Here is a 23,338-nt window from a genome sequence, read left to right on the forward strand (position 1 = left end):
CAAATGCAAAATATTATGTCAATCAAATTAGGAGATACAGCACCCAACTTTCAGGCAGAATCATCTGTAGGTGATATTCATTTTTATAATTATCTGGGAGATTCCTGGGGAATTTTATTCTCACATCCGGCGGATTATACTCCGGTATGCACTACAGAGCTGGGGTATACTTCTAAATTGCACACTGAATTTGCTCAAAGAAATACCAAAGTGATTGCTTTAAGTGTGGATGGGGTAGAGGATCATCAGAATTGGGTAAAAGATATTAACGAAACCCAAAATACAGAAGTACTGTTTCCAATTATAGCAGATAAGGATAGAAGAATTTCCGAACTCTATGATTTTATTCATCCCAATGCCTCCGCTACGGCAACCGTACGCTCTTTATTGATTATTGATCCTGCTAAAAAGGTAAGACTTATTATTACGTATCCTGCCTCTACAGGAAGGAATTTTAATGAAATACTGAGGGTATTGGATTCTTTACAGCTTGTAGATAATTATCAGGTGGCCACACCTGTAAACTGGAAATATGGAGAAGACGTGATCGTTCCACCTACAGTATCTACAAAAGATGCCATCAGGAAATTCCCTAAAGGAGTTACTGAGATAAAGCCGTATTTAAGATATACACCTCAACCCAATACATGATTTATTTGATTTTTTATAGTTTAGTTTTAATTTGTACGAAAAGCGGCCCGAAATTAATTTCGGGCCGCTTTCATTTTTTATAAGTATTTCAGTAATTACTTAACGTCGTTGATGATTTGCTTACCTTTTGAAGTTGGAAGGTAAATCTGGAATCCTAAACCAAAAGTAATTTTGTTTGTGTATCCACCGCTTCCGAATCCAGCATTCGCATCATATTTAACTAAACCTTCTAAACCAATGTTTGGTGTAATGAAGTATGAATAACCAGGACCAAATCCAAAGTTAAGACCATTAGAAGAAGAACCTCCTTTAGAGATAGATGTTCCTCCTACACCTAAATTACCTTCCAAGAACCATCTTCCATGGTGTAGTAAATTGTTTACTCCCTGCTCTCCCGGGTTAAGATAATAACGTCCTAATGCTCCAACATTATATGTAAAAGTAGTTGGTGCATCTTTAGCTCCTTTGAAACCTAAATCCACATATCCCCCTAATGCAATATTATCTTCAATGAAATAAGCTCCTTTCGGTTGAATATTAAAGTCATAACCACCTCCTTTGTTTAATCCGAAGTTGGCTCCTGCAAGGTTACCCCCTACCATCCAATTACCTTTTTGAATCTGAGCGTTTGCAGTTGCTGTTAATCCTGCTACGGCTAATACTCCTGTTAAAATAAGTTTTTTCATAATTTATTATTTTAATAATTAAATGTTTATTATTCACGAATTATAGAAAAAACAATAAATGTGCCAGACTCTTAATTTTAGACAATTTCTCTAAATTAATGTTAATAATATCAACAAGATAGAATATGCATTTTTAACTTTATCATTGAATATTTCACAATCATATTAAAGAAAAAAAATCTTGAAAAGCCAAGTTCCTAAAATCGGAAAGAAGAATTATTTTTATTTTCTGATAAAAATAACGCTGTTATAATCATTAGAAAAGCCCTGAAATGCTACTATCTTAGTTAAATAAGTAAAAGAAGAATAGAGATAACAAGTCCCGCAATGGTAAACTTGATCCCGCGTTTAAAAGCCTTGGTTTTAGGATTAAACATCCAGAAACTCGAAACCACAAAGAAAAAAAGCGCTACTCCGAAAAATACACTTAGAGGAGCAATAGCATCTTTAGACTGTGATTTGTGAAGCGAAACCATTTTATCAAGTACAAAAGGTAATTCCATCTTTGAATATTTGGCTACTCCTGTTGCAGAATCATAAGTTCCTTTCTTAAAATGAAGAACGGTACCTTCTGTTTTTTCTACTTCAAGGCCTTTCATCTTCAGTTCTTTTTTCAGTTCTTTTTCAGATAGGTTGGCAGATAAAGTCTTTTCATACTTTTTTTCACTCTTTAGAAAATCGGTGTCTCTGTAGACCAAAATAATTCCACTAACAGCATACACGGCCATAATACCGGCAAGGAAATACCCCAGATATCGGTGCGTAATTCTCATGAAACTTCTAGTGTCTTTAATCTTATCCATATCGTTTTTTTGTTTTGTTTTTTAAATTTCAAAAGTGGAAGCTGCAAAAATGCAATTTCCACTTTTAATAAAGAAGTAATTATATGTTTAACTCTACAGCTTATATGTTAGCGTAAAATAATAATTTCTTGGAGTAATAGGGTTTACTGAATAGTTCTCATGAACATTGTAGTTTACAACATCAAACAGGTTACCCACTCTTCCTTGGATTGAGAATTTTTGCCATTCATAGCCCACTGATACAGAAACCGTCGTGTAGTCCTTTAGATCAAACATTCTACTTACGTTGTTTCTACTTGTATTTGTAGATTTTGAATCATTCCACCCAGCGATTCTGTCTCCAATATAGTAGATTCCAGCGCCAACTTTTAAACCTTTTACATAGTTTGTGAATTTATAGAAAACGGAAGCATTCGCTGTCGTAGCTGGGGTTCTTACCAATCTTTGTTTTTCAACATATCCTTTTTCAGGGGTGTCTAGGTAAACGGAATTGTTATAAGAAAAACCACCGATAATAGATAAGTTTTCAGTAGGATTTCCGGTAATATCTAATTCCACACCACGACTTCTCATATTTCCTGCAAATTCTTTAAGATTGGTATCTGTTGAATTTACTGGTACTGCATTGGGAGTAGTTGTAGGAATGAACCAGTATGTTTGATAATAATTGTTGTACATGATCTGGTAAGCGGTTAGGTTAACCGCTAAAGCATTATTCCAGAAATTCTTTTTAACACCAATTTCATATTGATCAACGGTTGATGGTTTTATGCTTTGTCTTGATAAAGTCGCTAATTGATTTTGAATTTGCGGAATAGACTGATTGGTGTTTACTGTTCCAAATTGATCCGAAGTATATCCGGCATTGGAAGCAAACGAATTCGTATAAGTTGCAAATACCGAAAGGTTTTCATTGGGAGCATAAACCAATCCTACTTTAGGAGAAAATGCATTGTCAGACGTTGAGGAATTGGCTACTTCGAATTTTTCATTTAATATAAAACGAGTAGTCAGCGTAGGCATATTCTCTACATAAGACCATCTTAATCCGGCAATTACTTTTAGTTGTTTTGTTAAGCTGATAAAATCCTGAGCATAGATCCCAACTCTTCTTGTATTGATTCTGTTTCTTGTATTAAGAGTAGAATTTGGCATGGCAATATTTCCCCATGTTGATGGATCATCTAAATATAGGGTGTTTTTTGGATCTGTAACATTATAAGCATACGCATCCGCCTGGCTATAATCTGCATCTGAACCAATTAATACCTTATGGTTGATTTTCCCGGTATTGAATTCACCATTAATGTTTACTTGTGCAGAAGTATAGTTTTGTTCGTTGTATGTTTTACCAAAAGGTCTGTTCCATGAAAGTCTTGTTGCGGTAGGTGAGCTATAACCCCATTGTACTCTTTCAGAAGAAAAATAATCTTTCGTGTAGTTTTGGTAAGAAGCGGTAGCATTTAAAGACCATCTTTCGTTAAATTGATGATTAAAAGTTACATTCGCAGAAGCTTGCTGTACATTTTGATACTGCCAGTCAGTTCCGAAGAAAATGTTTCTGGAAATACCATCATTTAATCTATAGCTTTGATCTTTTTCAGTAATAGATCCAAGTCCGAAATCCGGAGTGAAATTATTTTTAAGATAATCTGCCTCAACAATTAATTGAGACTTTTCACTTAAATTAAATAAAAATGAAGGATTGAAGTAATATTTTTCAGATTGTACAACATCTCTGAAACTTTCAGCATATTCATAAGTTCCGTTTACTCTGAAAGCAATATTTTTAGATAATGGCCCGTAAACATCAACTGTTGGTTTGTAAGAATTCCAGCTTCCTGCATTCATTCCTACGCTTCCTCCAAAATTGAATTTTGGTTTTTTTGTAATCATGTTGATAATACCTCCGGCAGCCGTATTTCCATAAAGCATTGCGTTGGCCCCTTTTAAAACTTCTACTCTTTCCAGACCGCTTACTTCAGGAAAAACGCCGCTATTTATTCTTGACCCATTTTTGAAAATATTATCATTTCCTAAAATAAAACCACGTCCGCCAAAGCTATCCTGAGAGTTTCCTCTGGATGAAGTGATATACATCCCGTTTATATTCTGAAGAACATCATTCAATTGTTTTGCCTGTTGCTGTTCAATGATTTCGTGAGTCACGATAGCAATTGGCTGAGGGGTCTCCATTATCGTCAGGTTCGACTTTGTAGAAAGTGGCCTTGCCTGGTTTGGATTTCCTGTTTTGTGAAGATTAATATCCTCAATAGTTTGGGTTCTAATAGTATCTGCTTCAGCATTTTTCAGCTGTGAACTTGCTGAAACAGCGATAAATAGAAGACCTAAAGTAAGTAGTTGTCTTTTCATTTTATTTTTATGTAGAACAGTTTTAAATAAGGCGCAAATGTAAGTATTTGTTTAGAATGAATAAAAATAAATATGTGATTTTTATCATGTCTTTTAAAGGTGAAATATATGGATTGTTTCTATCCTTATTGTAGATAGATAATCCAGCGTTTTTTATGAATATATTTGTTGAAAAAATTTAAATATGCAACTGGTAAAAGCTGGGCTTTGTGCCTTTGGAATGAGTGGGAAAGTATTTCATGCTCCTTTTTTGAAAGAACATCCTGGGTTCTTTATTTCTGCAGTAGTGGAAAGAAGTAAAGAAGAATCTAAAGAAAAATATCCTGAAGCTGTCATTTATCGTTCCGTAGAAGAAATGCTTCAGAATGCAGATGTGGAATTGATCATTATCAATACACCGGTTCAGACACATTATGAATATGCCAGAAAAGCATTGGAAGCAGGAAAGAATATCATTGTTGAGAAACCTTTTACAGTAAACGTAGAAGAAGCAGAAGAATTGGTAAAGCTTGCGGAAGAAAAAGGATTATTTTTAAGTGTATATCAGAACAGAAGATTTGACCGTGATTTTCAGCAGGTGAAAAATATTGTAAATGAGGGTAAACTAGGAAATATCAAAGAAGCAGAAATTCGTTTTGATAGATTCCGTACCACACCAAGCGGAAAGCAGCACAAAGAAAATCCAGATCAGATAGGCTCAGGGTCACTGCATGATCTTGGAGCACATCTTGTGGATCAGGCAGTACAATATTTCGGATACCCTGAAAAGCTTTTTGCTGATGTGTTTTCTATGAAGGGACCAGAATTTGCCAATGATTATTTTGAGATCCTGTTATTCTATAAGGATAACCTAAGAGTAAGATTAAAATCTTCGGTCTTTACCAAAGAAGATCATCATGCTTATAAGATTCATGGAGATAAAGGATCCTTCCTCCAGGAGAGAACAGATAACCAGGAAACCGAACTAGTTGCCGGAGCTATCCCTGTTTACGGAAAAGAGTGGATGAAGCCTTTGAAAGAAGCAGACGGAATTTTAAATTACCTGAACGAAAATTCAGAAACAGAAAGAATACTTACTTCAAGTGAAGCTGGAAATTATATGGATTATTATCAGCAAATCTATGAACATATCGTTTTCGGATATCCTCTGCCATCACCAGGAAAAGAAGTGATTCAGAATATGAAGATTATAGACGCTTCATTGGAGAGTGCAAAAGAAGGAAAGGTAATCTTCTTATAATTGATAAAAGAGTTATGAATGAGTTCAAAGTTTAAGGTTCAAGGTTACTGGTCATCTGAAGTAGAATTTTCCTGCTCTTTCACCCTAAGACCCTCTTACTCTCAAACTTTTTTGAACTCATTCATAACTTATATTTTTACATGATTTCCTGAAGTTCAAGCCATCTCATCTCATGGTTTTCTAGTTTTTCAGATATTGTCTCCAGTTCAGAGGAAAGTTTAGCGATTTTTTCATAATCAGCTTCGTTGTTAAGTTGTTCTAAGATTTTTGCACGCTGTCCTTCCAGTTCTGGCATTTCTTTTTCAATAGTTTCCAATTCCCTTTGCTCTTTGAAAGTTAACTTTCTTTTCTGAGGATTGGAAGATAAAGTGTCTTCAGTAACGGCAACTGTTTCTTTTACAGGTTCAGATTTTACAGCCGCGTTTTTTTCTAAAGCTTCCTCACGGCTTCTTGCTTCACGATATTCTGAGAAGTTTCCTACAAAATCTCTGATTTTTCCATCTCCTTCAAAAGCAAGAACGTGATCTACAATTCTGTCCATGAAATATCTGTCGTGAGAAACGATGATTAAAGATCCCTGAAACTGCTGCAGGAAATTTTCAAGAACCGTTAGAGTAGGAAGGTCAAGATCATTAGTAGGCTCATCAAAGATTAAGAAGTTAGGATTCTGATATAAAATATACATCAGGTGTAATCTTCTCTTTTCACCTCCTGATAATTTTGAAATAGGGGAGTATTGCGTTTGATCGTCAAATAAGAACAATCTAAGAAACTGTGATGCAGAAAGACTTTTTCCATTGGCTAAAGGATAATGTTCTGCAATTTCCTTGATGAAGTCAATCACACGTTCATCCTCTTTATAAGTAAGACCTTTCTGAGCAAAATACCCGAAAGAAATAGTCTCTCCCGTTTCAATTTCACCCTTGTCCGCTTTTTCAAATCCTTGAATAATATTTAATAAAGTAGACTTTCCGGCTCCGTTTTTTCCGATGATTCCTACCTTTTCACCACGTTGAAATGAGTAGCTGAAATCTTTTAATAAAAGTTTACTTCCAAAGCTCTTATCAATATGTTTAAGTTCAAGAATTTTATTTCCTAAACGCTTCATTTCAAAGTCTAGTTCCAATCCTTGTTTTCTGGTGTCAGTCTTAGCAACTTTTTCCGTTTCGTAGAAAGAATCAATTCTGCTTTTAGATTTTGTAGTTCTGGCCTTAGGTTGTCTTCGCATCCACTCCAATTCCTTTCTGTAAAGATTGTTAGCCTTATCAATGGTCGCATTAAGATTATCCTCACGAATCATTTTATTTTCCAGATATGTTGCGTACGAACCATTATGAACATAAAGGTTTCTATCCTCCATTTCCCAGATAATATCACAGACACTATCAAGGAAATATCTGTCGTGGGTAACAAGTAATAAAGTGATTTTTGCTTTATTCAGATAATTTTCAAGCCATTCTACCATATCCACATCCAGGTGGTTGGTAGGCTCGTCCATGATCAGAAGTGTATGTTTATGTTCAGCTCTGGTTTCTGTCAATAGTTTAGCCAAAGCAACACGTTTGATTTGTCCTCCGGAAAGAGTCCCCATCCTAGCATCAAGATCTGTAATCTTAAGCTGGGAAAGGATTTGTTTCATTTCATTTTCAAGATCCCAAGCTTTGTGGGCTTCCATATCAGCCAATGCTTTTTCTATAAAGTCGTGATCTGTAGAATGAAGAGACTTGTGATAGTTCTTCAATGCAAGAATAGGTTCAGAATCCAATGTCATCATGAATTCTTCAATGCTTAAATTGGAATCAAAATCAATTTCCTGATCGAACAAAACAACCTGGATATCTTTATTAATGATCGCAGTACCGCTGTCTGCAATTTCTTTACCCATTAAAATTTTCAGAAGGGTAGATTTTCCACTTCCATTTTTGGCAACAATGGCAATTTTGTCTCCCTCATTAATGTGAAAGGAAATATTTTCGAACAAAACTTTGATGCCGTAAGATTTGGTAAGATTTTCTGCAGAAACGTAATTCATTGGAAATTAATAGTTTGATTTTAATTTTGAACTGAGCCGCAAAAAATACGAAAATGTCAGCATAAAACTTTCCGGAACGGCTTCTATAAAAATGAATATTTATAATTTTTTAATAAACTGTGTTCATTGTTTAAGAAAATGAATGGGTAAATTTGATAACTGTTGATACAGTTTAAATGTAAACCAATTATAAAAATAATGAATATTAGATGAAAAAAGTGATTGTTGATATGGATGGAGTGATGGCAGATGTATACCATCAGCTGATTCAATTTGAAAAAAGAGATACCGGAAGAGAAGTTGAGCTTGATGCGATAGCAGGAAAACCAGAGTTGGAAATTTTTCCCAATGGAAAACAGCATGTAAATGAGATAGGATTTTTCAGAACATTGCCTGTCATGAAAGGAAGTCAGGAAGCAATAGAGTATCTGAATAATAAATATGAATTATATATTGTTTCCGCAGGAATGGAATTTCCCAACAGTTTAAGAGAAAAATATGATTGGCTGGCAGAGCATTTTCCATTCATTACCTGGGAACAGATCGTCCTTTGTGGGAGTAAAAAAGTCGTGTCGGGAGATGTGATGATTGATGACTATCCAAAGAATCTGGATCATTTTTCAGGACAGAGACTGATCTTTACACAGCCCCATAATGAACTGATAGAAAACGAGACCTACAAAAGAGTGAATTCATGGGAGGAAATTATGCAGATTTTGTAGAAGAATGGTAATGTTTAAAGTTTTTTTAGAATTTATAGGCTAAAGCGTAATGTTTTTAGAATAAATTTAACTAAAAGGAGTTTAAATTTAATAATATCTTATGAATGTTGAAGACTATAAAATAGATATGTTTGCATCAAACTTTTACCATGAAAAAACTTAGCGTTTTATCCTTTATTCTTATGGTTTCAGCCTTTAATGCACAGGTGATTTCCGGAACCGTTATTTCTAAAAATGAAAATCAGCCAGTTCCTTACGTAAAAATTGGAGTAGAAAAGAAAACTACCGGAACAATTTCTGACGGGAAAGGAAATTTTTCAATAGACCTTACAGGCTTGGATTCACAGCAAAAGGTGAAAATAGAAGTGCCTGGGTTTGAACTGTATGAAGAAACGGTACAGAATTTTAAAACACATGATCTCCAGAAAATATTTTTAAATGAAAAAACGAAAACAATTAAGGAGATAGCCATTAAGCCTAAAAAACTTGTAGATAAAAACTGGGGGGTAAAAACGAAAACCAAAAGTATTTTATATTTTGTTAATCCAGCAAGTAAGAAAGCTGGTTTCTTGGGTGAAACTGCTTTAGAGTTTAATGCAAAGAAAAGATCTAAAATCAAAAATATTAATTTGAATATTGCTAAATATTCTTCCACAGAACCAGTTCTGATGCGTTATAGTATCTATGGTGAAAAAGATGGCTTCCCCGATAAAAATCTTTTAGATGAAGAAATTACAGTAGAACTTACCGAAGATCTGATTAAAGACGGAACTTTTACCCTTGATGTAAATGACCATAATATCTGGGTGCAAGGAAAGTTCTTTGTAGGGATCAATTTTTTAAAAGAATTTAACGGATACATTAAAATCAGCGCTGCTTTATTCAAAACAGGATTCATAAGAGAGTTCTATGAAGACTGGAAAAAAATGACTATTGCAGCACCAGCCATAAATATTGATGTGAAAATGGATAAAAACGGGAAAGATACCAAGGATGATGATGGTGGCTATGCAGATGATGATGTCTCCCAGGGGTGGATGACTGATACTTCAAAAAATATAGAGGAAGCGGATAAATCCATATATGGTAAAAATGATTCTGCAGGAAAATACCTGAAATTAAAAGATACAGATCTTTATTATGAAGTTTATGGAGAAGGTGAACCTGTGGTATTGCTTCATGGAAATTCAGGAAGTATCAAAGATTTCTATCAGCAAATTCCTGTTCTGTCTAAACAATATAAAGTAATTGCAGTAGATACAAGAGGGCAGGGAAAAAGTAAAGATACCTCCAAAAAAGATTTTACTTATAAATTGTTTGCTGATGATGTAAAAGCACTGACTGATGAACTAAAGCTTGATAAAATAAATATTGTGGGTTGGAGTGATGGTGGAAATACAGGACTTGAATTTGCCCTGAAATATCCAGAAAGCCTTAAGAAACTGGTAACTATCGGAGCTAATGCCTTTCCTGAAGGAGTAGAAGATAAACTTATCGAACGGTTTACCAATCAGATGAAACAACTGAATGATCTGGCTCCTGAAGAAACATTTGGAGAAAAAAGGCTTTTAAAAATCATGCTTACACAGCCTAATATCAGTAAAGATGATTTAAATAAAATAAAAAGCCCGGTTCTGGTGATTGCCGGAGACAGAGATGTAATCAAACCAGATCATACCGAATTTATTTCCAAGCAAATTCCAAACGCTGAAAAGAAAATTTATAATGATACTACCCATATGGTTCCTTTTGAAAAACCAGATCAGCTGAATGAAGATATTGTAAGCTTTCTTGGAAAGAAGTAAGCAGGAAGATAGCGGCAGGAAATCTAAAAAGGTCCTTTTTATTTCAATATTGAAATGAAAAGGACCTTTTTGAGTCATTAGAAAATAAACTTAAAATTGATACTTAAAGCTCGAGAAACTTCCATCTCCCAGCATCCATCTTCCTTACTCATTAATCTAATGTCAGTCTTTTCAAAGACCATGAATTACCGTTGTAAATATCAAGGTCTACTTTAGTATTGATCCCATGAACAATCCCATTTTCGGTAAATTGCCAGAAATCCCATTGGTCATCAGGAGATGGAGTAGGGACATCATTGTAATTGGCCAGCCATAAAGGATAACCTTCAAATTCACCCTTCAGAAAATCCTTATAATAATGGTAGTAAGTATAAAGAATAGGTTTTTCACCATATGTTTCTTCTATAATTTTACACCATATCTTCAGGTCTTCCACTAATTTTTTATTGGTTTTCCGCTTTGGGATTTTTTCAATATCCAGAATAGGAGGGAGGTCGCCACTTTCCAATTTGACATTCGCTAAAAAATTATTAGCCTGGATTACCGGATCTTCATCAGCCCGGTAGAAATGATAAGCACCACGGATCAGGTTATGTTTTTTAGCCATTTCCCAGAATTCATCAAAATGTTTATCGGCACTTTTATTGCCCATGGTTGCACGCATCACAACAAACTCCAGCGGAATGGTTTTATTGCCAATACTGAGACTGTCCCATTTAATATCTTCCTTATTTTGGTAATGAGAAACATCAAATCCATAGGTTTTGTCAAGATTATTAGCTAATATTCTTTGGATTCTTGAACTTTCTTTTTCACTATTGTGAAGTTTTTTATGGGTAAACTTATTAAAGTACAAAGCATAGTAATAGCTTACAGATTGTTTGAGATAAAATCCGGTTCCGATTAAAGCTACAATTAAAATGGCTAATATCACCCTGCGACGGAAAAAATAGCTGTTCCGTCTGTTCTTATGGATCTGTTTGGCAGTTTTTTTGGTGTACTTCTTTGGTGTCATAAAGTTTTGCAAAACTAACTTTTTTCACTACTAAATGCTAAATAAAATCAGTAAATTTGTGTATTATGGAAACACGCGAAAAAATCATCATTATAGGAGGAGGATTTGCGGGGCTGCAGCTTGCAAAAACATTGAACAATAAGAACAAAAAGGTTATTGTTCTGGATCGGATGAATCACCATATGTTTCAGCCGCTTTTTTATCAGGTAGCCTCAGGAAGGATTGAACCTTCCAACATTTCTTTCCCTTTCAGAAAGATTTTTCAGCAATCCAGAAACACTCAGTTCCGAATGACGGACGTCAAGGAAATTGATGCTGCCAATAATAAGGTCATTACTGATGAGGCAGAATTTACTTACGATAAACTTATCATTGCAACAGGTTGTAAAACTAATTTTTTCGGTAATAAAGAACTTGAAGGAAAAGCTTTCGGAATGAAAAATACTCAGGAAGCAATCAGCATCAGAAATCACGTTTTGATGACCTTTGAAAAGCTTATTATTGAGAAAAGCCGAAGTGATGACGGAAACTGGAATATCGTTATCGTTGGAAGCGGGCCAACCGGTGTAGAGCTGGCAGGCGCCTTTGCTGAAATGAAAAAGATATTCTTCCAAGAGATTATCCTTATATGAATTTTGATCATCTGAAGATTATTCTCGTGAGTTCTACAGAAAAACCTCTTGCCGTTATGAGCAGTGAGGCTCAGGAAAAATCTGAAAAATACCTTAAGGACCTTGGAGTAACCTTCATGAGTGGAGAGGTGGTTACAGAATATGATGGCGATAAAGTGCATTTGAAGAGTGGAAAAGAAATACCATCCAATAATGTAATCTGGGCCGCAGGAGTTACAGGAAATGTAATTGATGGCTTCCCTGAAGAAAAGTTGGTAAGAAACAGATATATCGTAGACCGATACAACAAAATAAAAGGGTATGATAATGTATACGCAATTGGTGATATTGCCTATATGGAAACCCCTAAATATCCACAGGGACATCCACAGGTGGCCAATGTAGCCATTAATCAGGCCAAAAATTTAGGGAAAAATCTGTTGAAAAAAACCTTAGGGGAATGGAAAGAATATGAATACGATGACAAAGGTTCTTTAGCAACCATAGGAAAGCACAGAGCCGTTGTAGATCTGCCATTTATAAAATTCCAGGGATTTTTAGCATGGTATTTCTGGATGTTTCTCCATTTAATGCTAATTTTGAGCGTTCGAAATAAGCTTGCCATATTTTTTAATTGGATGTGGAGCTATATCAACAAGGATTCTTCCTTAAGATTAATTATTATACCTACTAAGAAAAACGGAACATTACAATGAGAATTGATATCATAAGCGTACTTCCAGAATTGATGGAAAGTCCATTCAAAACCTCTATTTTAAAAAGAGCAATGGACAAAGGACTGGCAGAAGTACATTTTCATCACCTGAGAGACTGGGCAATCAATAAGCACAAGCAAATTGATGACGAACCTTACGGAGGAGGAGCTGGAATGGTGATGATGGTAGAGCCGTTGGATAAATGTATCTCAGAACTGAAGTCTCAGAGAAGCTATGATGAAGTGATCTATCTGACACCGGACGGTGTAACACTGAACCAGAAAATAGCTAATTCTCTTTCCATCAAAGATAATCTGATTTTTCTTTGCGGTCATTATAAAGGAATAGACCAGAGAGTGAGAGACCTTCATATTACGAAAGAAATATCGATTGGTGATTATGTACTTACAGGAGGTGAACTTGCTGCCTGTGTACTGGCTGATTCTATTATAAGACTGCTTCCGGGAGTTTTAAATGATGAGCAAAGTGCCTTGACGGATAGTTTTCAGGATGATCTTTTATCACCTCCCATTTATACAAGACCGGAAAGTTATAAAGGATTGGATGTACCTAAAGTTTTATTAAGCGGAAATTTTGGGAAAATTGAAGAATGGCGTCATGATGAAGCGGTAAGAATTACCAAAGAAAAACGCCCTGATCTCCTTTAAAATAGCAGTACAGATCATTTAAACCCTGATTTTTTATGTATTCTATTTGTCTACAAATTAAATGGAATAATATTTGTTATTATTGTAAGTAAAAAGGAAAATATTAGTAGATTTGGTCTTTTAATTGAATTTTTATTTTCGTTATTTCAAATTTTATTCATTATTTTAATTTTGATATATTGAATGAAAATACAAATTAATTGAAAATTTAATTCACTGTAAGTAGTTTTATTGATTTTTTTTGTTACATTTGAAACATTTCTTATTATAAATTGATTTGTTAATATTGTGGGCAAATCAATATGATTTGAAAAAAATAATAAATTTACAATTAGAAAAAAAGAACATATTAATTTAAAAGTATAGAAATTTGTGTTGATGGAACTGTTCTCTTTTTATAATGTTGAAAATTTATTTTTACCCGATCCTAAACCTGTTCATAAATTAGATCCTACAAAGTCAGGTTTAAGAAATTGGGATGAGAGAAGATATAAAAATAAACTTTTTAAGATCTCTCATGTATTTCAATTGATGAAGGAGGAAAATGGAGTATTGCCATTTATTCTCGGATTATCCGAAGTTTCCGGAAGGAAAGTTTTAGAAGATCTTGTAGAAATGGAACCCTTTAATTCTGAATATGGGATTGTACATTACAATTCTATGGATGAAAGAAAGGTAGATGTAGCCATGTTATATGATAAAAGCAAAGTAGAGGTTATAGATTCTGAAACCATTACTTTCTTTTTTGAAATAACTTATAAAAACACAGGAAATTACGACACAACCAGAGACGTACTTTTTTCAAAAATTAAATATAAGGGAGAAGTTATTAATGTCTTTATCGCCCATCTTCCCTCTAAGCGCGAAAAGGATATCAATAAACCCAAAAGAGCCTTTATATTGAATGAAGTTCGGCAACGAATCATGAAAATTGTTGATGCTGATAAAGAGCATGTCATATTGTGTGGTGATTTTAATGAAAACCCGGATGATGAAAATTTAGTGCAAATTCTCTATGACAACGATCATGAGAAGGTGTTGATTAACCCTTTTCAGGAGTTGTTTACTACAAGAAATTATTCTACTTTTCATTATAAGTCTGGATTGCTGTACGATCAGATTATAATGTCGAGATCCCTTCTTGACAACACAACGCTGGCTTTTCAGGAAGCCCGTGTGTTCAATTCTGAGAAAATCAGCAGCAGGACGAGAAATTTTGAAGGACGACCTTTCCGAACTTATGCCGGTACCCGGTATTTAGGCGGATACAGCGATCATTTCCCGGTTTTTGTAAAGTTTAAAAGCTTATCATAAAAAACATAAATAATAAAAAAGTAGAAAATGAAAAATTCGAGCAACACAAGTTACCATTTAGATTCCATTGACAAGGAAATTATCTACATGCTGATGGATAATGCTAAAACTTCTTTAGCACACATCTCAAAGAACGTTGGGATCTCTACAACAGCAGTACATCAAAGAATTAAAAAGCTGGAACATGCAGGAGTTATTGAAAACTCAATTTCATTCCTTAATCCTAAAAAAATCGGGTATAAGGTGATTTCTTATATCGGCGTGTTTTTGGATCAGCCAAGTCATTACCCTGAAGTGGTAAAATCTTTACATGATATCAATGAAGTCGTAGAAGCCCACTATACAACAGGAAATTATACAATATTCCTTAAGGTTCTTTGTAAAGATAACGACCATTTGATGCAAATCCTTAGCAAACTCCAAAAATTGAAAGGAGTAACAAGAACAGAAACTTTCATATCTTTGGAACAAGGTATTTATAGACAATTGAAAGTATAACGATATGAACATAGCCCAATATTTGGATTCAACTTACTTGAAGACACCAGAACAATCAGGTATTTCACATGAAGGAACCCTTCAGATTGATAAAGAACTTGCTCAGGTAGCTATTGATAATGGTATTTTTGCCGTAATGATCCGCCCGGATTATGTAGCAGAAATTAAAAAATATATTCAGGAAAGAAATTCAAATGTTGCAGTGGGAACTGTAATAGGATTCCATGAAGGAACGTATTCTATAGGAGAGAAGCTTGCAGAAGCATCAAAAGCTATTGAAGACGGAGCAGATGAACTTGATTTTGTAATGAATTACAATGCCTATCTTCAGGGAAATATAGAGTTGGTAAAAGATGAATTTGTACAATGTACAAAGCTGGCTTTAGAACACCATAAAATTGCAAAATGGATTATTGAAATTGCAGCTTTGACTGATGACCAGATTGCAGATCTTACCAAAAATATTTCGAACTGGGCAGAAGAGAACTTCTCAGTGAACGATTTACCTCATATTTTCGTTAAATCGTCAACAGGTTTTTATGAAACTAAAGATGGAAAGCCAAATGGAGCAACATTTGAAGGGATAAAGATCATGTTAGATAACGCTGGAAAACTTCCTGTAAAAGCGGCAGGAGGGGTAAGAACTCCTGAAGACGCTGAGAAAATGATCAATATGGGAGTGAAGAGAATCGGAACTTCCTCGGCATTGGCACTCATTAAAAATGAATCTTCATCAGAAGGATATTAAATTTGATATTCAAGAACAATAAAAAACCATCAATTTAATTTGATGGTTTTTTATTGTTATACCTGAGCCTGATATTCTTCGTAGAATTGTTGGGTCTCTTTAATTAAAGCATCCATTTCTTCTAATGTGAAAACTTCCAGGAATTTTTTTCTAAAATCCTTAAAGTGAGGAACTCCACGGAAATAGTTGCCGTAATGTTGTCTCATTTCTACCAATCCTAACCTTTCTCCTTTCCATTCTGCACTCCATTCTGCATGTTGACGAACTGCTAATAAACGGTCTGAAATAGTAGGAGCAGGTAAGTGTTCCCCTGTTTTAAAGAAATGCTTAATTTCATTGAATATCCAAGGATAACCAATCGCTGCACGTCCTATCATAATTCCGTCACAAGCATACTTTTGTTTGTATTCAAGTGCTTTTTCCGGAGAATCGATATCACCGTTCCCGAAAATTGGAATTTCAATATTAGGATTTTGTTTGATTCTTGAAATATGTTCCCAATCTGCCTCCCCTTTGTACATTTGTGCACGAGTTCTTGCATGGATGGTAAGAGCTTTGATTCCGGTTTCCTGTAAACGTTCTGCCACTTCATCAATATTGATGCATGTGCTGTCCCATCCCAGACGGGTTTTTACGGTTACAGGCAGGTGGGTAGAACTTACTACGGCTTTTGTAAGACGAACCATGAGGTCAATATCTTTCAAAACCCCAGCTCCAGCCCCTTTGCAAACCACTTTTTTACAGGACAACCAAAATTAATGTCTACCAAGTCTGGATTCACTGTTTCTACAATTCTTGCAGACATGGCCATTGCTTCTTCATCACCACCGAAAATCTGTATTCCGACTGGTCTTTCATAATCGAAAATATCCAGTTTTTTACGGCTCTTGATAGCGTCACGAATTAACCCTTCGGAAGAAATAAATTCCGAATACATTAAGTCTGCACCGTGCATTTTACATAAACGTCTGTATGGAGGATCACTTACATCTTCCATCGGAGCCAGCAAAAGTGGAAATTCCGGCAGTTCTATATTGCCTATTTTTATCATGGTGCAAATTTACAAAATTCTGATTAGTAGAAAATATGATATTATCTATTACTTTGAGTGATGCTTTTGAAAGGGGTTGGAGAGTGTTAGAGTGTTAGAGTATTAGAGTATTAGAGTATTAGAGTATTAGAGTATTGCGTCGAAAACTTAAAATAGTAAGAAATAACTAACTTGGAACCTAAAACCTAAAACCTAAAACCTAAAACCTTTAAACTCTAGAAGCTCGCTTTTACCTGCATGCTTCCAATATGAATGGTTCTCTCACCGGAGTTTCTTCCTTCATAATTTAGGTTTAACTGGATAAAGGAATTAATGGCCTGCTGGATGAATACACTCCACACCTGATTCTTTCCTGGTTTCAGACCATCAAGCATTTGGTTTCCTACGATACTGAAATTATTTCCATTGAAATTGTTATTAATGAAAGAGAAATTTCCGCGAATGGAAGTCTTTCTGAATTCCCATTGGACAGTTCCTGTGATATCAAAAGCTTTTAATAATTCTTCCCCATCAATCCTTTTTTCTGGCGGAAAGCAGCAGAAAGCTCTGTCTGGATGGCATCTGTAAACTTATAAGTAGCCTTGGGTTTAGTCTCAAAATTATTGAGACGGTAATCTCTTGTTGCAAATAACTGTGAAGAGTTTTTAATATCGTGAACAGAATTTTCCCAGTCTACCCTAAATTCTTTATTAAACCAATATCCAAGATTCAGGAAATGGGAAGTCTGTTCGCGTTCTTCATTACTGAAATTTGCATTGATAAGGTTGTCATTCGTAATAAATCGATAGTTTCCGTTCCATCCGGATTTATCTGTCGGATTGAATTGTACAGAAGTTAAAATATTTTGATTTTTAAGGATCTGATCACTGTTCTTTTCAAATGGATTCAACACCAGAACTTTATCTTTTTTATAGAATGAATTCTGAGAGTTTAATGAAATATTAAAGTTCCAACGCTTTAAGAAAGCATTTTCCGAATTAAAGACAATCGCCGGATTTACAAATAAAGCCAACTGTAATTTGTTTTTATTGGATGGAATATATCTTACGGAATTGGTATAAACTCTGATATATTGAGCCAAATCGGAGTATTCTGCAATTTCAAATTCATCAAGCTGCTGAATACCGTCACCATTATAGTCGGTCCATTTATAAACTCCCTGCCCATCAGTTACCTTAATATATTGAAACTCTCTTTGTGCTTCCTGTCCGTTTCCAAGTTCATAGAATGCCTGTAAACGCATTCCGTTTCTGAAAAGCTGTTGATTGTAAAGAATATTTCCAACCACAAAGTCATTGTTTCTGGTTATATCACCTTCTGCCCCGGAATAAAAGAATTTTCTGTAATGGATTAAAGCGTTCAGAGTGGTTCTTTCTGTTTTTATGATCTGACTTTCTGCCATGAAACCAAGGATCTTGTTCATATTCTGAAGTCTGTTGTCACGTACCGAGTCATTAGCTCGCATATATACTTTTGTCAATAACTTTGTTCGGGTACTGTCACCGATTTTCTTTTGGGCAAATATTTCTTTCCAGCTGAAACTTGTGACATCCATTAGCTGGGTATCATTGTATTTCTTCTCATTATGCTCCATACTTCCTCCTATGGCCCAACTTCCTTTCTTTCCGGTGAATTCTGTTGATAGTCCACCACGGATAAACTTGGTATCCTGAAGAGTAGCATTAGTATTCAGATAAGATAGATTCCCTTTCGTAAAGAAACGTCCGGTGATCCATCCGAAATCCAGATCGTTTTTAATACCCTTATACGAATCCTGCTCATTTAAATAATTGATACGGTAGTTTAACGTAGACTTATTATTCCATTTGTTTAAGAAGCTGAAAATAAAACGATTCTGTGTCTTATTGTTAAATTCTTGTGTTAAGTTGAAATCTCTGGAGAATTCCACATCATTGATACGATCCAGAATATGGAATTGTTTGTCTATATATTGATACTCAAAACTTGGAGTACCCTTCCACATATTTTTTGTAAAAGTTTTATTTCCAAATACACGGTATGCATATCCTATGTTCTGGTCTGAATCTTTGGATGAAAATAGATTGACATCATAATTACTCAGGGAAATATCTGCCCCTATTTTTCCTTCGTTCAGCAAATATTCAGAATTCAGGGAAAATACCTGAGATTTCTGTGGAGACGGAAGTTTTCTTACCGCTTTGTAATCTCCAGCATTAGGGCCTATATATTCAAAAACACGTCCGTTATTTGTCGTTTGAGCTATTTTATAATCACCCTGATTAGCTCCAAAATAGGTGAAAGATACCTGATAAAGAGTTTCGTTAGGATCTGTAGAAAGTTCGTAGAAATTTCCGGCAGGATTTAAACGGTATAAAATTTTATTAACATCATATTCAGTAACCACGCCGGATGGAGCATACATCAGGTTAGGGTCATTTCCTGCATTAGCAAGGATTTGTTCATCTTCTTTAGATAAACTTAACGCAAGAGGAGCGTTTTTGTTATCATTCTCCATGAACCAGTTCAGTCCAACCTTGAATTTTTCTCTTTGATGCTCAAGCTTTCCGGTAAATAAATATCTTGAATAATTCCTGTTGGCGTAGTTATAGGAAATGGTGATGAAATTCTGCTGGAAAATAGGACGGAAACTGGTAAAAGTAACCTCTCCTGTATTATAATTGATTACGTAATCCTGATTTTCTCCACGTTTCATAAGGATACCATCAATAAATACCTGCTCAGAACCTGAGATCAGGGTAATGAACTGTTCACCATTTTTTCCTGTCAAACGGTAAGGCCCCTGGTTCCCTTCAACTCCTTGAAAACGAATTCTGTGAAATTCACTTCTTGCTACACCAGCGGAAATATCTACAAATGTTTTATTTTCTTTTCCGAACTCAGTCTGAAACTGGATTCCCATGCTTCGTCTCTGGTATTTGGCGAAATAATTTTTATTTTCTAAAAGGTCAAGATGACCTGCTCTCAGAATAGACTTCTCTTTAATGTTAAGCTGCATGTAGATTTTATCAAACTCTTCTAGAGTTTGAGTATATCCATCTGCCTGAATGGGTAAATTATGATCGGAGATACTGGCTAAAATGGTAACATCTTTGGAAAGCCGTCCGGAAATCTGAAGATCCATAGAACTTTGTACAGATTGTCCTTGATTATTCCCGAATGTAATTCCACGGATAATGGAACCTTTAGAGTTAAGTTCACCTAAAAATCTTTTTTTATCATTTTTAGCCAATACAGCTTCATCAACAACAATTCTGTTGTGGGTTCGGATAAAATCTAAGGTGTCTTTTGCAAAAATGTCCTGTTCAAGCCTTGCAGCAAGAATACTATCTTTTTTATACTGTCTTCAGGAATGTTGGGATTTTTCCATGAAAATACCTGCGCATTTCCTGAAAATATGCCAAAGAAAAATACAACGAATAGGATAAAAGTATTCCGCAACTCCTGAAAAATAATTGGTAAAAATAATTAAAAAATGTTAATAGCATCGGATTAACTATTATTAACAGAAAATTAATCCAAATATTGTGGAGTCCTTAAAATTAAGAGTAATTTAGCCATCGAAATTATAAATAATATAAAATTATAATCATGAAAAAACTTTATTCGTTATTGGCGACAGCAATGCTTGCCACAATTTCATTTGGACAGACAACTCTTTTGTCGGAATCTTTTGGAGCTACAGCTACATTACCTACAGGTTGGACAAGTACTAATACAACTAATGGTTGGAAATCAAATGGATCTAATGCATCTACAAATAAATACCCCGGAGCTTCAGGAGGGATGAATGTGGTATTTGTAGGGCAGGGTTCAAATGGAATTACCCATACATTGACATATTCTAATTTATCAACAGTTGGGTATACAAATATTTCTATTATATGGGGTGGGCTAGGAGCAGCTGCTTTTAACCAAGATATTATTTTTCAATGGAGTACAAATGGAACTACCTGGAATGATGTAATTTATACTTATAATAAAAAAGCTACTACTTGGGGACTTGTAAATGGTGAAGTACCTATTCAACTGCCGGTTGGAGCAGAGAATGCAGCAAACTTAAGCCTTAGATGGTCTTCTGTAACAAGTAATCTAGGAAACTACAGAATTGATGATGTAAAGGTAACGGGGATCTCCGGATCATTAGCGACTTCGGAGAGTGTAAAAACTAAAAACCCATTTATTAAAAATACTTCTGTAGACAAGGAAATCTATTTTGGAACAAAATCTGATATTAAGATCTTTAATGTAAACGGACAATTAGTAAAAACAGCATCTGTTTCTGAAAATGGAGTTGTGAATGTAGAAAATCTACAAAGTGGGATTTATTTTGTAGCAGGAAATGTTAATGGTAAAGCCGTTTCTGAGAAGATTATTAAAAAGTAATTTTAATAAATTGTTAAATATCTACCGCTGCTTCAAATGAGTAGCGGTTTTTTTGTATTTTTATCGCATAAATTTTAAAAAAAATTATTTTATGAAAAAGATCTTTACTATTTTAGGAATCGTTTCCGTAGCAGCATCTATGAATGCTCAGATTGTAATTAACGAAGTGTACGGAGGTGGCGGAAACTCTGGAGCAACATTAAAAAATGATTTTGTTGAATTAATTAATAGAGGCTCCTCTCCAGTAACTCTTAATGGAGCTTATATACAATATGCTTCTACAAATGGAGCTTTTGGTGCAAGTGGAAGTATTACAAATCCACTTAATAATAAATTGGCGTTACCTTCAATTACATTAAATCCAGGACAGAAATATTTGATTCAGATGGCTGCTGGAACAGGAGGATCCCAAAACTTATTAAATCCTGACTTTGCTCCTAGTGGAAATAGTTTTCCTGATCAACCTTTAGCTTTATCTGGAACTGGTGGTAAAATTGCTTTAACTAGCGATAGTACTTCTCCTACTGCAGCAAACGGTTCAAATGTTATTGATTTTGTTGGTTGGGGAAGTGGTACTGTAAGTTTATTTGAAGGTGCCGGAGCTGCTCCAGCAACTAGTAATACAACTTCTATCTCTAGAACTAATGGAATTGATACCAATAATAATAATTTAGATTTTATTGCAGGTACTCCAACTCCAGAAAATTCAGGTTCAGGAAGTCTAGCTGTTACAGAAATCAAAGGGAAATCTATAGCTAACTTCGTGAAGAATACTTTCGTTAAAAACAACGAAATTACTTTCGGAGCTGATGTTAAAGATGTAAAAGTTTTCAATATGTTTGGACAACTTGTTAAAGAAGCTTCTGTAAAAGCAAACGGAACTGTAAATGTTGCTGAATTAACAAGAGGAAATTATATCGTAACAGGTACAGTAAATAACGAGGCTGTATCTAGAAAAATCTTAAAAGACTAATTTAAGTTTTAGATTAAAATACGAATCCGGCCATTTCGAAGAAATGGCCGGATTTTTTTATGCTTATTTATATAATTTTTATTAGTTAGAATATAATATAGGTATAAAGGATTTTTTGTAAATTTCCAATGAAAAGGTATCGTTTTTGATATTTTTATTATAACCCTGCTTCAAAATTATTTACATGAAAAAAATCTTTACTATTGCTGGTTTAATTTTGATGACTGCTTTTACCAATGCCCAGATTGTGATCAATGAGATCTATGGTGGGAATGGAAATTCAGGAGCTGTTTTCAAAAATAACTATATTGTTCTGAAAAATATAGGAACTACTCTGGTTTCTTTAACAGGAGCAAGTATACAGTATGCACCTGCAATCGGAGCTTTTACAGAATACCATACTCTTCCTGATTTTACTTTAGGACCGGAAGAAACTTATCTGATCCAGGAAGCTGCAGTGGATGGAGGAGTAGAAGCGCTGCCAACACCTGATTTCATAGCAACAACGGTCACGAATTTTGATGGTACTCCCAATAAATCTGTTGGGATAAGAATTTCTGGTACATCCGGAAAAGTAGTACTGGCAGGAAATATTGTACAGGTAACAAGCCCAGCTTCTTCTAATGTGTTGGATTTTGTAGGCTATGGAGCGAATGCAGATCAGTTTAAAGGAGATGGCCCGGCTCCTTCTCCTACAGCATCTACAGCAATCAGAAGAACTTTAGAGAATAACAGCGATAATATGGCCGATTTTTCCGCTGAAGGCAGTGCAAAAGGGGGCTTTGTTCAGAATCCTTTTATTAAAGATGGTAAGGTGCTTTTCGCAATGGAGATCAAAGATGTAAAAGTGTATGATACCTACAGACAGGTTGTGAAAAAATCTCCCACAAAGTTCGCTCAGAATATAGATATCACAGAATTACCCAAAGGAACCTATTTTGTAACAGGAACGGTTAATAACGCTCCGGTTTCACAAAAGATTATAAAAGATTAGTTTTTCAAATATTTTTTGATAAGAAGCAGCTTAGAGATGAGCTGTTTCTTTG

16 protein-coding genes and 3 pseudogenes are annotated in these 23,338 nt (G+C 34.8%); 12 read left to right on the top strand and 7 right to left on the bottom strand.

What is annotated here, in order from left to right; translation table 11 throughout:
* Positions 1–12: 12 nt before the first annotated feature.
* Positions 13–651 carry a peroxiredoxin gene (locus tag H5J24_RS02045; RefSeq protein ID WP_228407699.1) on the top strand — a complete coding sequence of 213 codons (639 nt, stop codon included), beginning with the start codon at positions 13–15 and terminating at the stop codon, positions 649–651.
* A gap of 95 nt (positions 652–746) precedes the next feature.
* Here H5J24_RS02045 and H5J24_RS02050 read toward each other — a convergent pair whose 3' ends face one another.
* The 3 genes from H5J24_RS02050 to H5J24_RS02060 form a co-directional block, all read right to left on the bottom strand.
* The gene (locus H5J24_RS02050; protein WP_068944623.1) at positions 747–1,337 is read right to left on the bottom strand and encodes an outer membrane beta-barrel protein; all 591 of its coding nucleotides are present in this window, start codon (positions 1,335–1,337) and stop codon (positions 747–749) included.
* A 287-nt stretch (positions 1,338–1,624) separates the two neighbouring features.
* On the bottom strand, positions 1,625–2,140 hold the full coding sequence (locus H5J24_RS02055) for a hypothetical protein (RefSeq protein WP_068944622.1): 516 nt from the start codon (positions 2,138–2,140) through the stop codon (positions 1,625–1,627).
* A 93-nt stretch (positions 2,141–2,233) separates the two neighbouring features.
* Positions 2,234–4,513, bottom strand: a complete 2,280-nt coding sequence (locus tag H5J24_RS02060; RefSeq protein ID WP_232816003.1) for a TonB-dependent siderophore receptor — start codon at positions 4,511–4,513, stop codon at positions 2,234–2,236.
* A 184-nt stretch (positions 4,514–4,697) separates the two neighbouring features.
* Between H5J24_RS02060 and H5J24_RS02065 the strand changes: the two genes are divergently transcribed.
* Positions 4,698–5,753 carry a Gfo/Idh/MocA family oxidoreductase gene (locus H5J24_RS02065; RefSeq protein ID WP_068944620.1) on the top strand — a complete coding sequence of 352 codons (1,056 nt, stop codon included), beginning with the start codon at positions 4,698–4,700 and terminating at the stop codon, positions 5,751–5,753.
* A gap of 136 nt (positions 5,754–5,889) precedes the next feature.
* On the opposite strand, the gene H5J24_RS02070 is transcribed toward H5J24_RS02065, so the two are convergent.
* Positions 5,890–7,785 carry an ABC-F family ATP-binding cassette domain-containing protein gene (locus H5J24_RS02070; RefSeq protein WP_068944619.1) on the bottom strand — a complete coding sequence of 632 codons (1,896 nt, stop codon included), beginning with the start codon at positions 7,783–7,785 and terminating at the stop codon, positions 5,890–5,892.
* 209 nt (positions 7,786–7,994) lie between these two features.
* Between H5J24_RS02070 and H5J24_RS02075 the strand changes: the two genes are divergently transcribed.
* Together H5J24_RS02075 and H5J24_RS02080 are read left to right on the top strand one after the other, a co-directional pair.
* Positions 7,995–8,507, top strand: a complete 513-nt coding sequence (locus H5J24_RS02075; RefSeq protein WP_068944618.1) for a 5' nucleotidase, NT5C type — start codon at positions 7,995–7,997, stop codon at positions 8,505–8,507.
* Between the two features lie 149 nt (positions 8,508–8,656).
* Positions 8,657–10,312 (top strand): alpha/beta fold hydrolase, encoded by a 1,656-nt coding sequence (locus tag H5J24_RS02080; RefSeq protein WP_082811281.1) that lies wholly within the window; start codon positions 8,657–8,659, stop codon positions 10,310–10,312.
* 151 nt (positions 10,313–10,463) lie between these two features.
* Here the strand turns inward: H5J24_RS02080 and H5J24_RS02085 are convergent, their stop codons facing one another.
* On the bottom strand, positions 10,464–11,327 hold the full coding sequence (locus H5J24_RS02085) for a glycoside hydrolase family 25 protein (RefSeq protein WP_068944617.1): 864 nt from the start codon (positions 11,325–11,327) through the stop codon (positions 10,464–10,466).
* Between the two features lie 65 nt (positions 11,328–11,392).
* Between H5J24_RS02085 and H5J24_RS02090 the strand changes: the two are divergent.
* The 5 genes and pseudogenes from H5J24_RS02090 to deoC all read left to right on the top strand — a co-directional run bounded on the left by H5J24_RS02090 (position 11,393) and on the right by deoC (position 15,882).
* Positions 11,393–12,654 (top strand): annotated as a pseudogene (locus tag H5J24_RS02090) (NAD(P)/FAD-dependent oxidoreductase).
* Positions 12,651–13,322, top strand: coding sequence for a tRNA (guanosine(37)-N1)-methyltransferase TrmD (gene trmD, locus H5J24_RS02095; protein WP_068944615.1), 672 nt, complete (start codon positions 12,651–12,653; stop codon positions 13,320–13,322). The pseudogene H5J24_RS02090 and the gene trmD overlap by 4 nt, the downstream one beginning before the upstream one ends.
* Positions 13,323–13,700: 378 nt before the next feature.
* A complete protein-coding gene (locus tag H5J24_RS02100; RefSeq protein ID WP_068944614.1) occupies positions 13,701–14,636 on the top strand; it encodes an endonuclease/exonuclease/phosphatase family protein in 936 nt (311 codons plus the stop codon).
* A 27-nt stretch (positions 14,637–14,663) separates the two neighbouring features.
* On the top strand, positions 14,664–15,134 hold the full coding sequence (locus H5J24_RS02105) for an Lrp/AsnC ligand binding domain-containing protein (RefSeq protein ID WP_002976659.1): 471 nt from the start codon (positions 14,664–14,666) through the stop codon (positions 15,132–15,134).
* A 4-nt stretch (positions 15,135–15,138) separates the two neighbouring features.
* Positions 15,139–15,882, top strand: coding sequence for a deoxyribose-phosphate aldolase (gene deoC / locus H5J24_RS02110; protein ID WP_068944613.1), 744 nt, complete (start codon positions 15,139–15,141; stop codon positions 15,880–15,882).
* A 56-nt stretch (positions 15,883–15,938) separates the two neighbouring features.
* On the opposite strand, the pseudogene dusB reads toward deoC, so the two are convergent.
* Together dusB and H5J24_RS02120 are read right to left on the bottom strand one after the other, a co-directional pair.
* Positions 15,939–16,933, bottom strand: a pseudogene (dusB, locus tag H5J24_RS02115) (tRNA dihydrouridine synthase DusB).
* A gap of 215 nt (positions 16,934–17,148) precedes the next feature.
* Positions 17,149–20,374 (bottom strand): annotated as a pseudogene (locus H5J24_RS02120) (hypothetical protein).
* A gap of 150 nt (positions 20,375–20,524) precedes the next feature.
* Here H5J24_RS02120 and H5J24_RS02125 point away from each other — a divergent pair.
* The 3 genes from H5J24_RS02125 (at position 20,525) to H5J24_RS02135 (ending at position 23,286) form a co-directional block, all read left to right on the top strand.
* Positions 20,525–21,319 (top strand): T9SS type A sorting domain-containing protein, encoded by a 795-nt coding sequence (locus H5J24_RS02125; protein ID WP_082811279.1) that lies wholly within the window; start codon positions 20,525–20,527, stop codon positions 21,317–21,319.
* A 91-nt stretch (positions 21,320–21,410) separates the two neighbouring features.
* Positions 21,411–22,292, top strand: a complete 882-nt coding sequence (locus H5J24_RS02130; RefSeq protein WP_068944610.1) for a lamin tail domain-containing protein — start codon at positions 21,411–21,413, stop codon at positions 22,290–22,292.
* Between the two features lie 184 nt (positions 22,293–22,476).
* Positions 22,477–23,286 carry a T9SS type A sorting domain-containing protein gene (locus H5J24_RS02135; protein ID WP_068944609.1) on the top strand — a complete coding sequence of 270 codons (810 nt, stop codon included), beginning with the start codon at positions 22,477–22,479 and terminating at the stop codon, positions 23,284–23,286.
* Positions 23,287–23,338 lie beyond the last annotated feature (52 nt).

The sequence above is a fragment of the Chryseobacterium capnotolerans genome (assembly GCF_021278965.1).
GTDB classification, from domain to species: domain Bacteria; phylum Bacteroidota; class Bacteroidia; order Flavobacteriales; family Weeksellaceae; genus Chryseobacterium; species Chryseobacterium capnotolerans.

Bases quoted from the DNA above. Each gene is read 5' to 3' on its own strand.
- H5J24_RS02130 (WP_068944610.1), top strand. From the start codon at position 21,411: ATGAAAAAGATCTTTACTATTTTAGGAATCGTTTCCGTAGCAGCATCT.
- H5J24_RS02105 (WP_002976659.1), top strand. From the start codon at position 14,664: ATGAAAAATTCGAGCAACACAAGTTACCATTTAGATTCCATTGACAAG.
- H5J24_RS02100 (WP_068944614.1), top strand. From the start codon at position 13,701: ATGGAACTGTTCTCTTTTTATAATGTTGAAAATTTATTTTTACCCGAT.
- H5J24_RS02060 (WP_232816003.1), bottom strand. From the start codon at position 4,513: ATGAAAAGACAACTACTTACTTTAGGTCTTCTATTTATCGCTGTTTCA.
- H5J24_RS02125 (WP_082811279.1), top strand. From the start codon at position 20,525: ATGAAAAAACTTTATTCGTTATTGGCGACAGCAATGCTTGCCACAATT.
- H5J24_RS02070 (WP_068944619.1), bottom strand. From the start codon at position 7,785: ATGAATTACGTTTCTGCAGAAAATCTTACCAAATCTTACGGCATCAAA.
- H5J24_RS02135 (WP_068944609.1), top strand. From the start codon at position 22,477: ATGAAAAAAATCTTTACTATTGCTGGTTTAATTTTGATGACTGCTTTT.
- H5J24_RS02075 (WP_068944618.1), top strand. From the start codon at position 7,995: ATGAAAAAAGTGATTGTTGATATGGATGGAGTGATGGCAGATGTATAC.
- trmD (WP_068944615.1), top strand. From the start codon at position 12,651: ATGAGAATTGATATCATAAGCGTACTTCCAGAATTGATGGAAAGTCCA.
- H5J24_RS02065 (WP_068944620.1), top strand. From the start codon at position 4,698: ATGCAACTGGTAAAAGCTGGGCTTTGTGCCTTTGGAATGAGTGGGAAA.
- deoC (WP_068944613.1), top strand. From the start codon at position 15,139: ATGAACATAGCCCAATATTTGGATTCAACTTACTTGAAGACACCAGAA.
- H5J24_RS02050 (WP_068944623.1), bottom strand. From the start codon at position 1,337: ATGAAAAAACTTATTTTAACAGGAGTATTAGCCGTAGCAGGATTAACA.
- H5J24_RS02085 (WP_068944617.1), bottom strand. From the start codon at position 11,327: ATGACACCAAAGAAGTACACCAAAAAAACTGCCAAACAGATCCATAAG.
- H5J24_RS02055 (WP_068944622.1), bottom strand. From the start codon at position 2,140: ATGGATAAGATTAAAGACACTAGAAGTTTCATGAGAATTACGCACCGA.
- H5J24_RS02080 (WP_082811281.1), top strand. From the start codon at position 8,657: ATGAAAAAACTTAGCGTTTTATCCTTTATTCTTATGGTTTCAGCCTTT.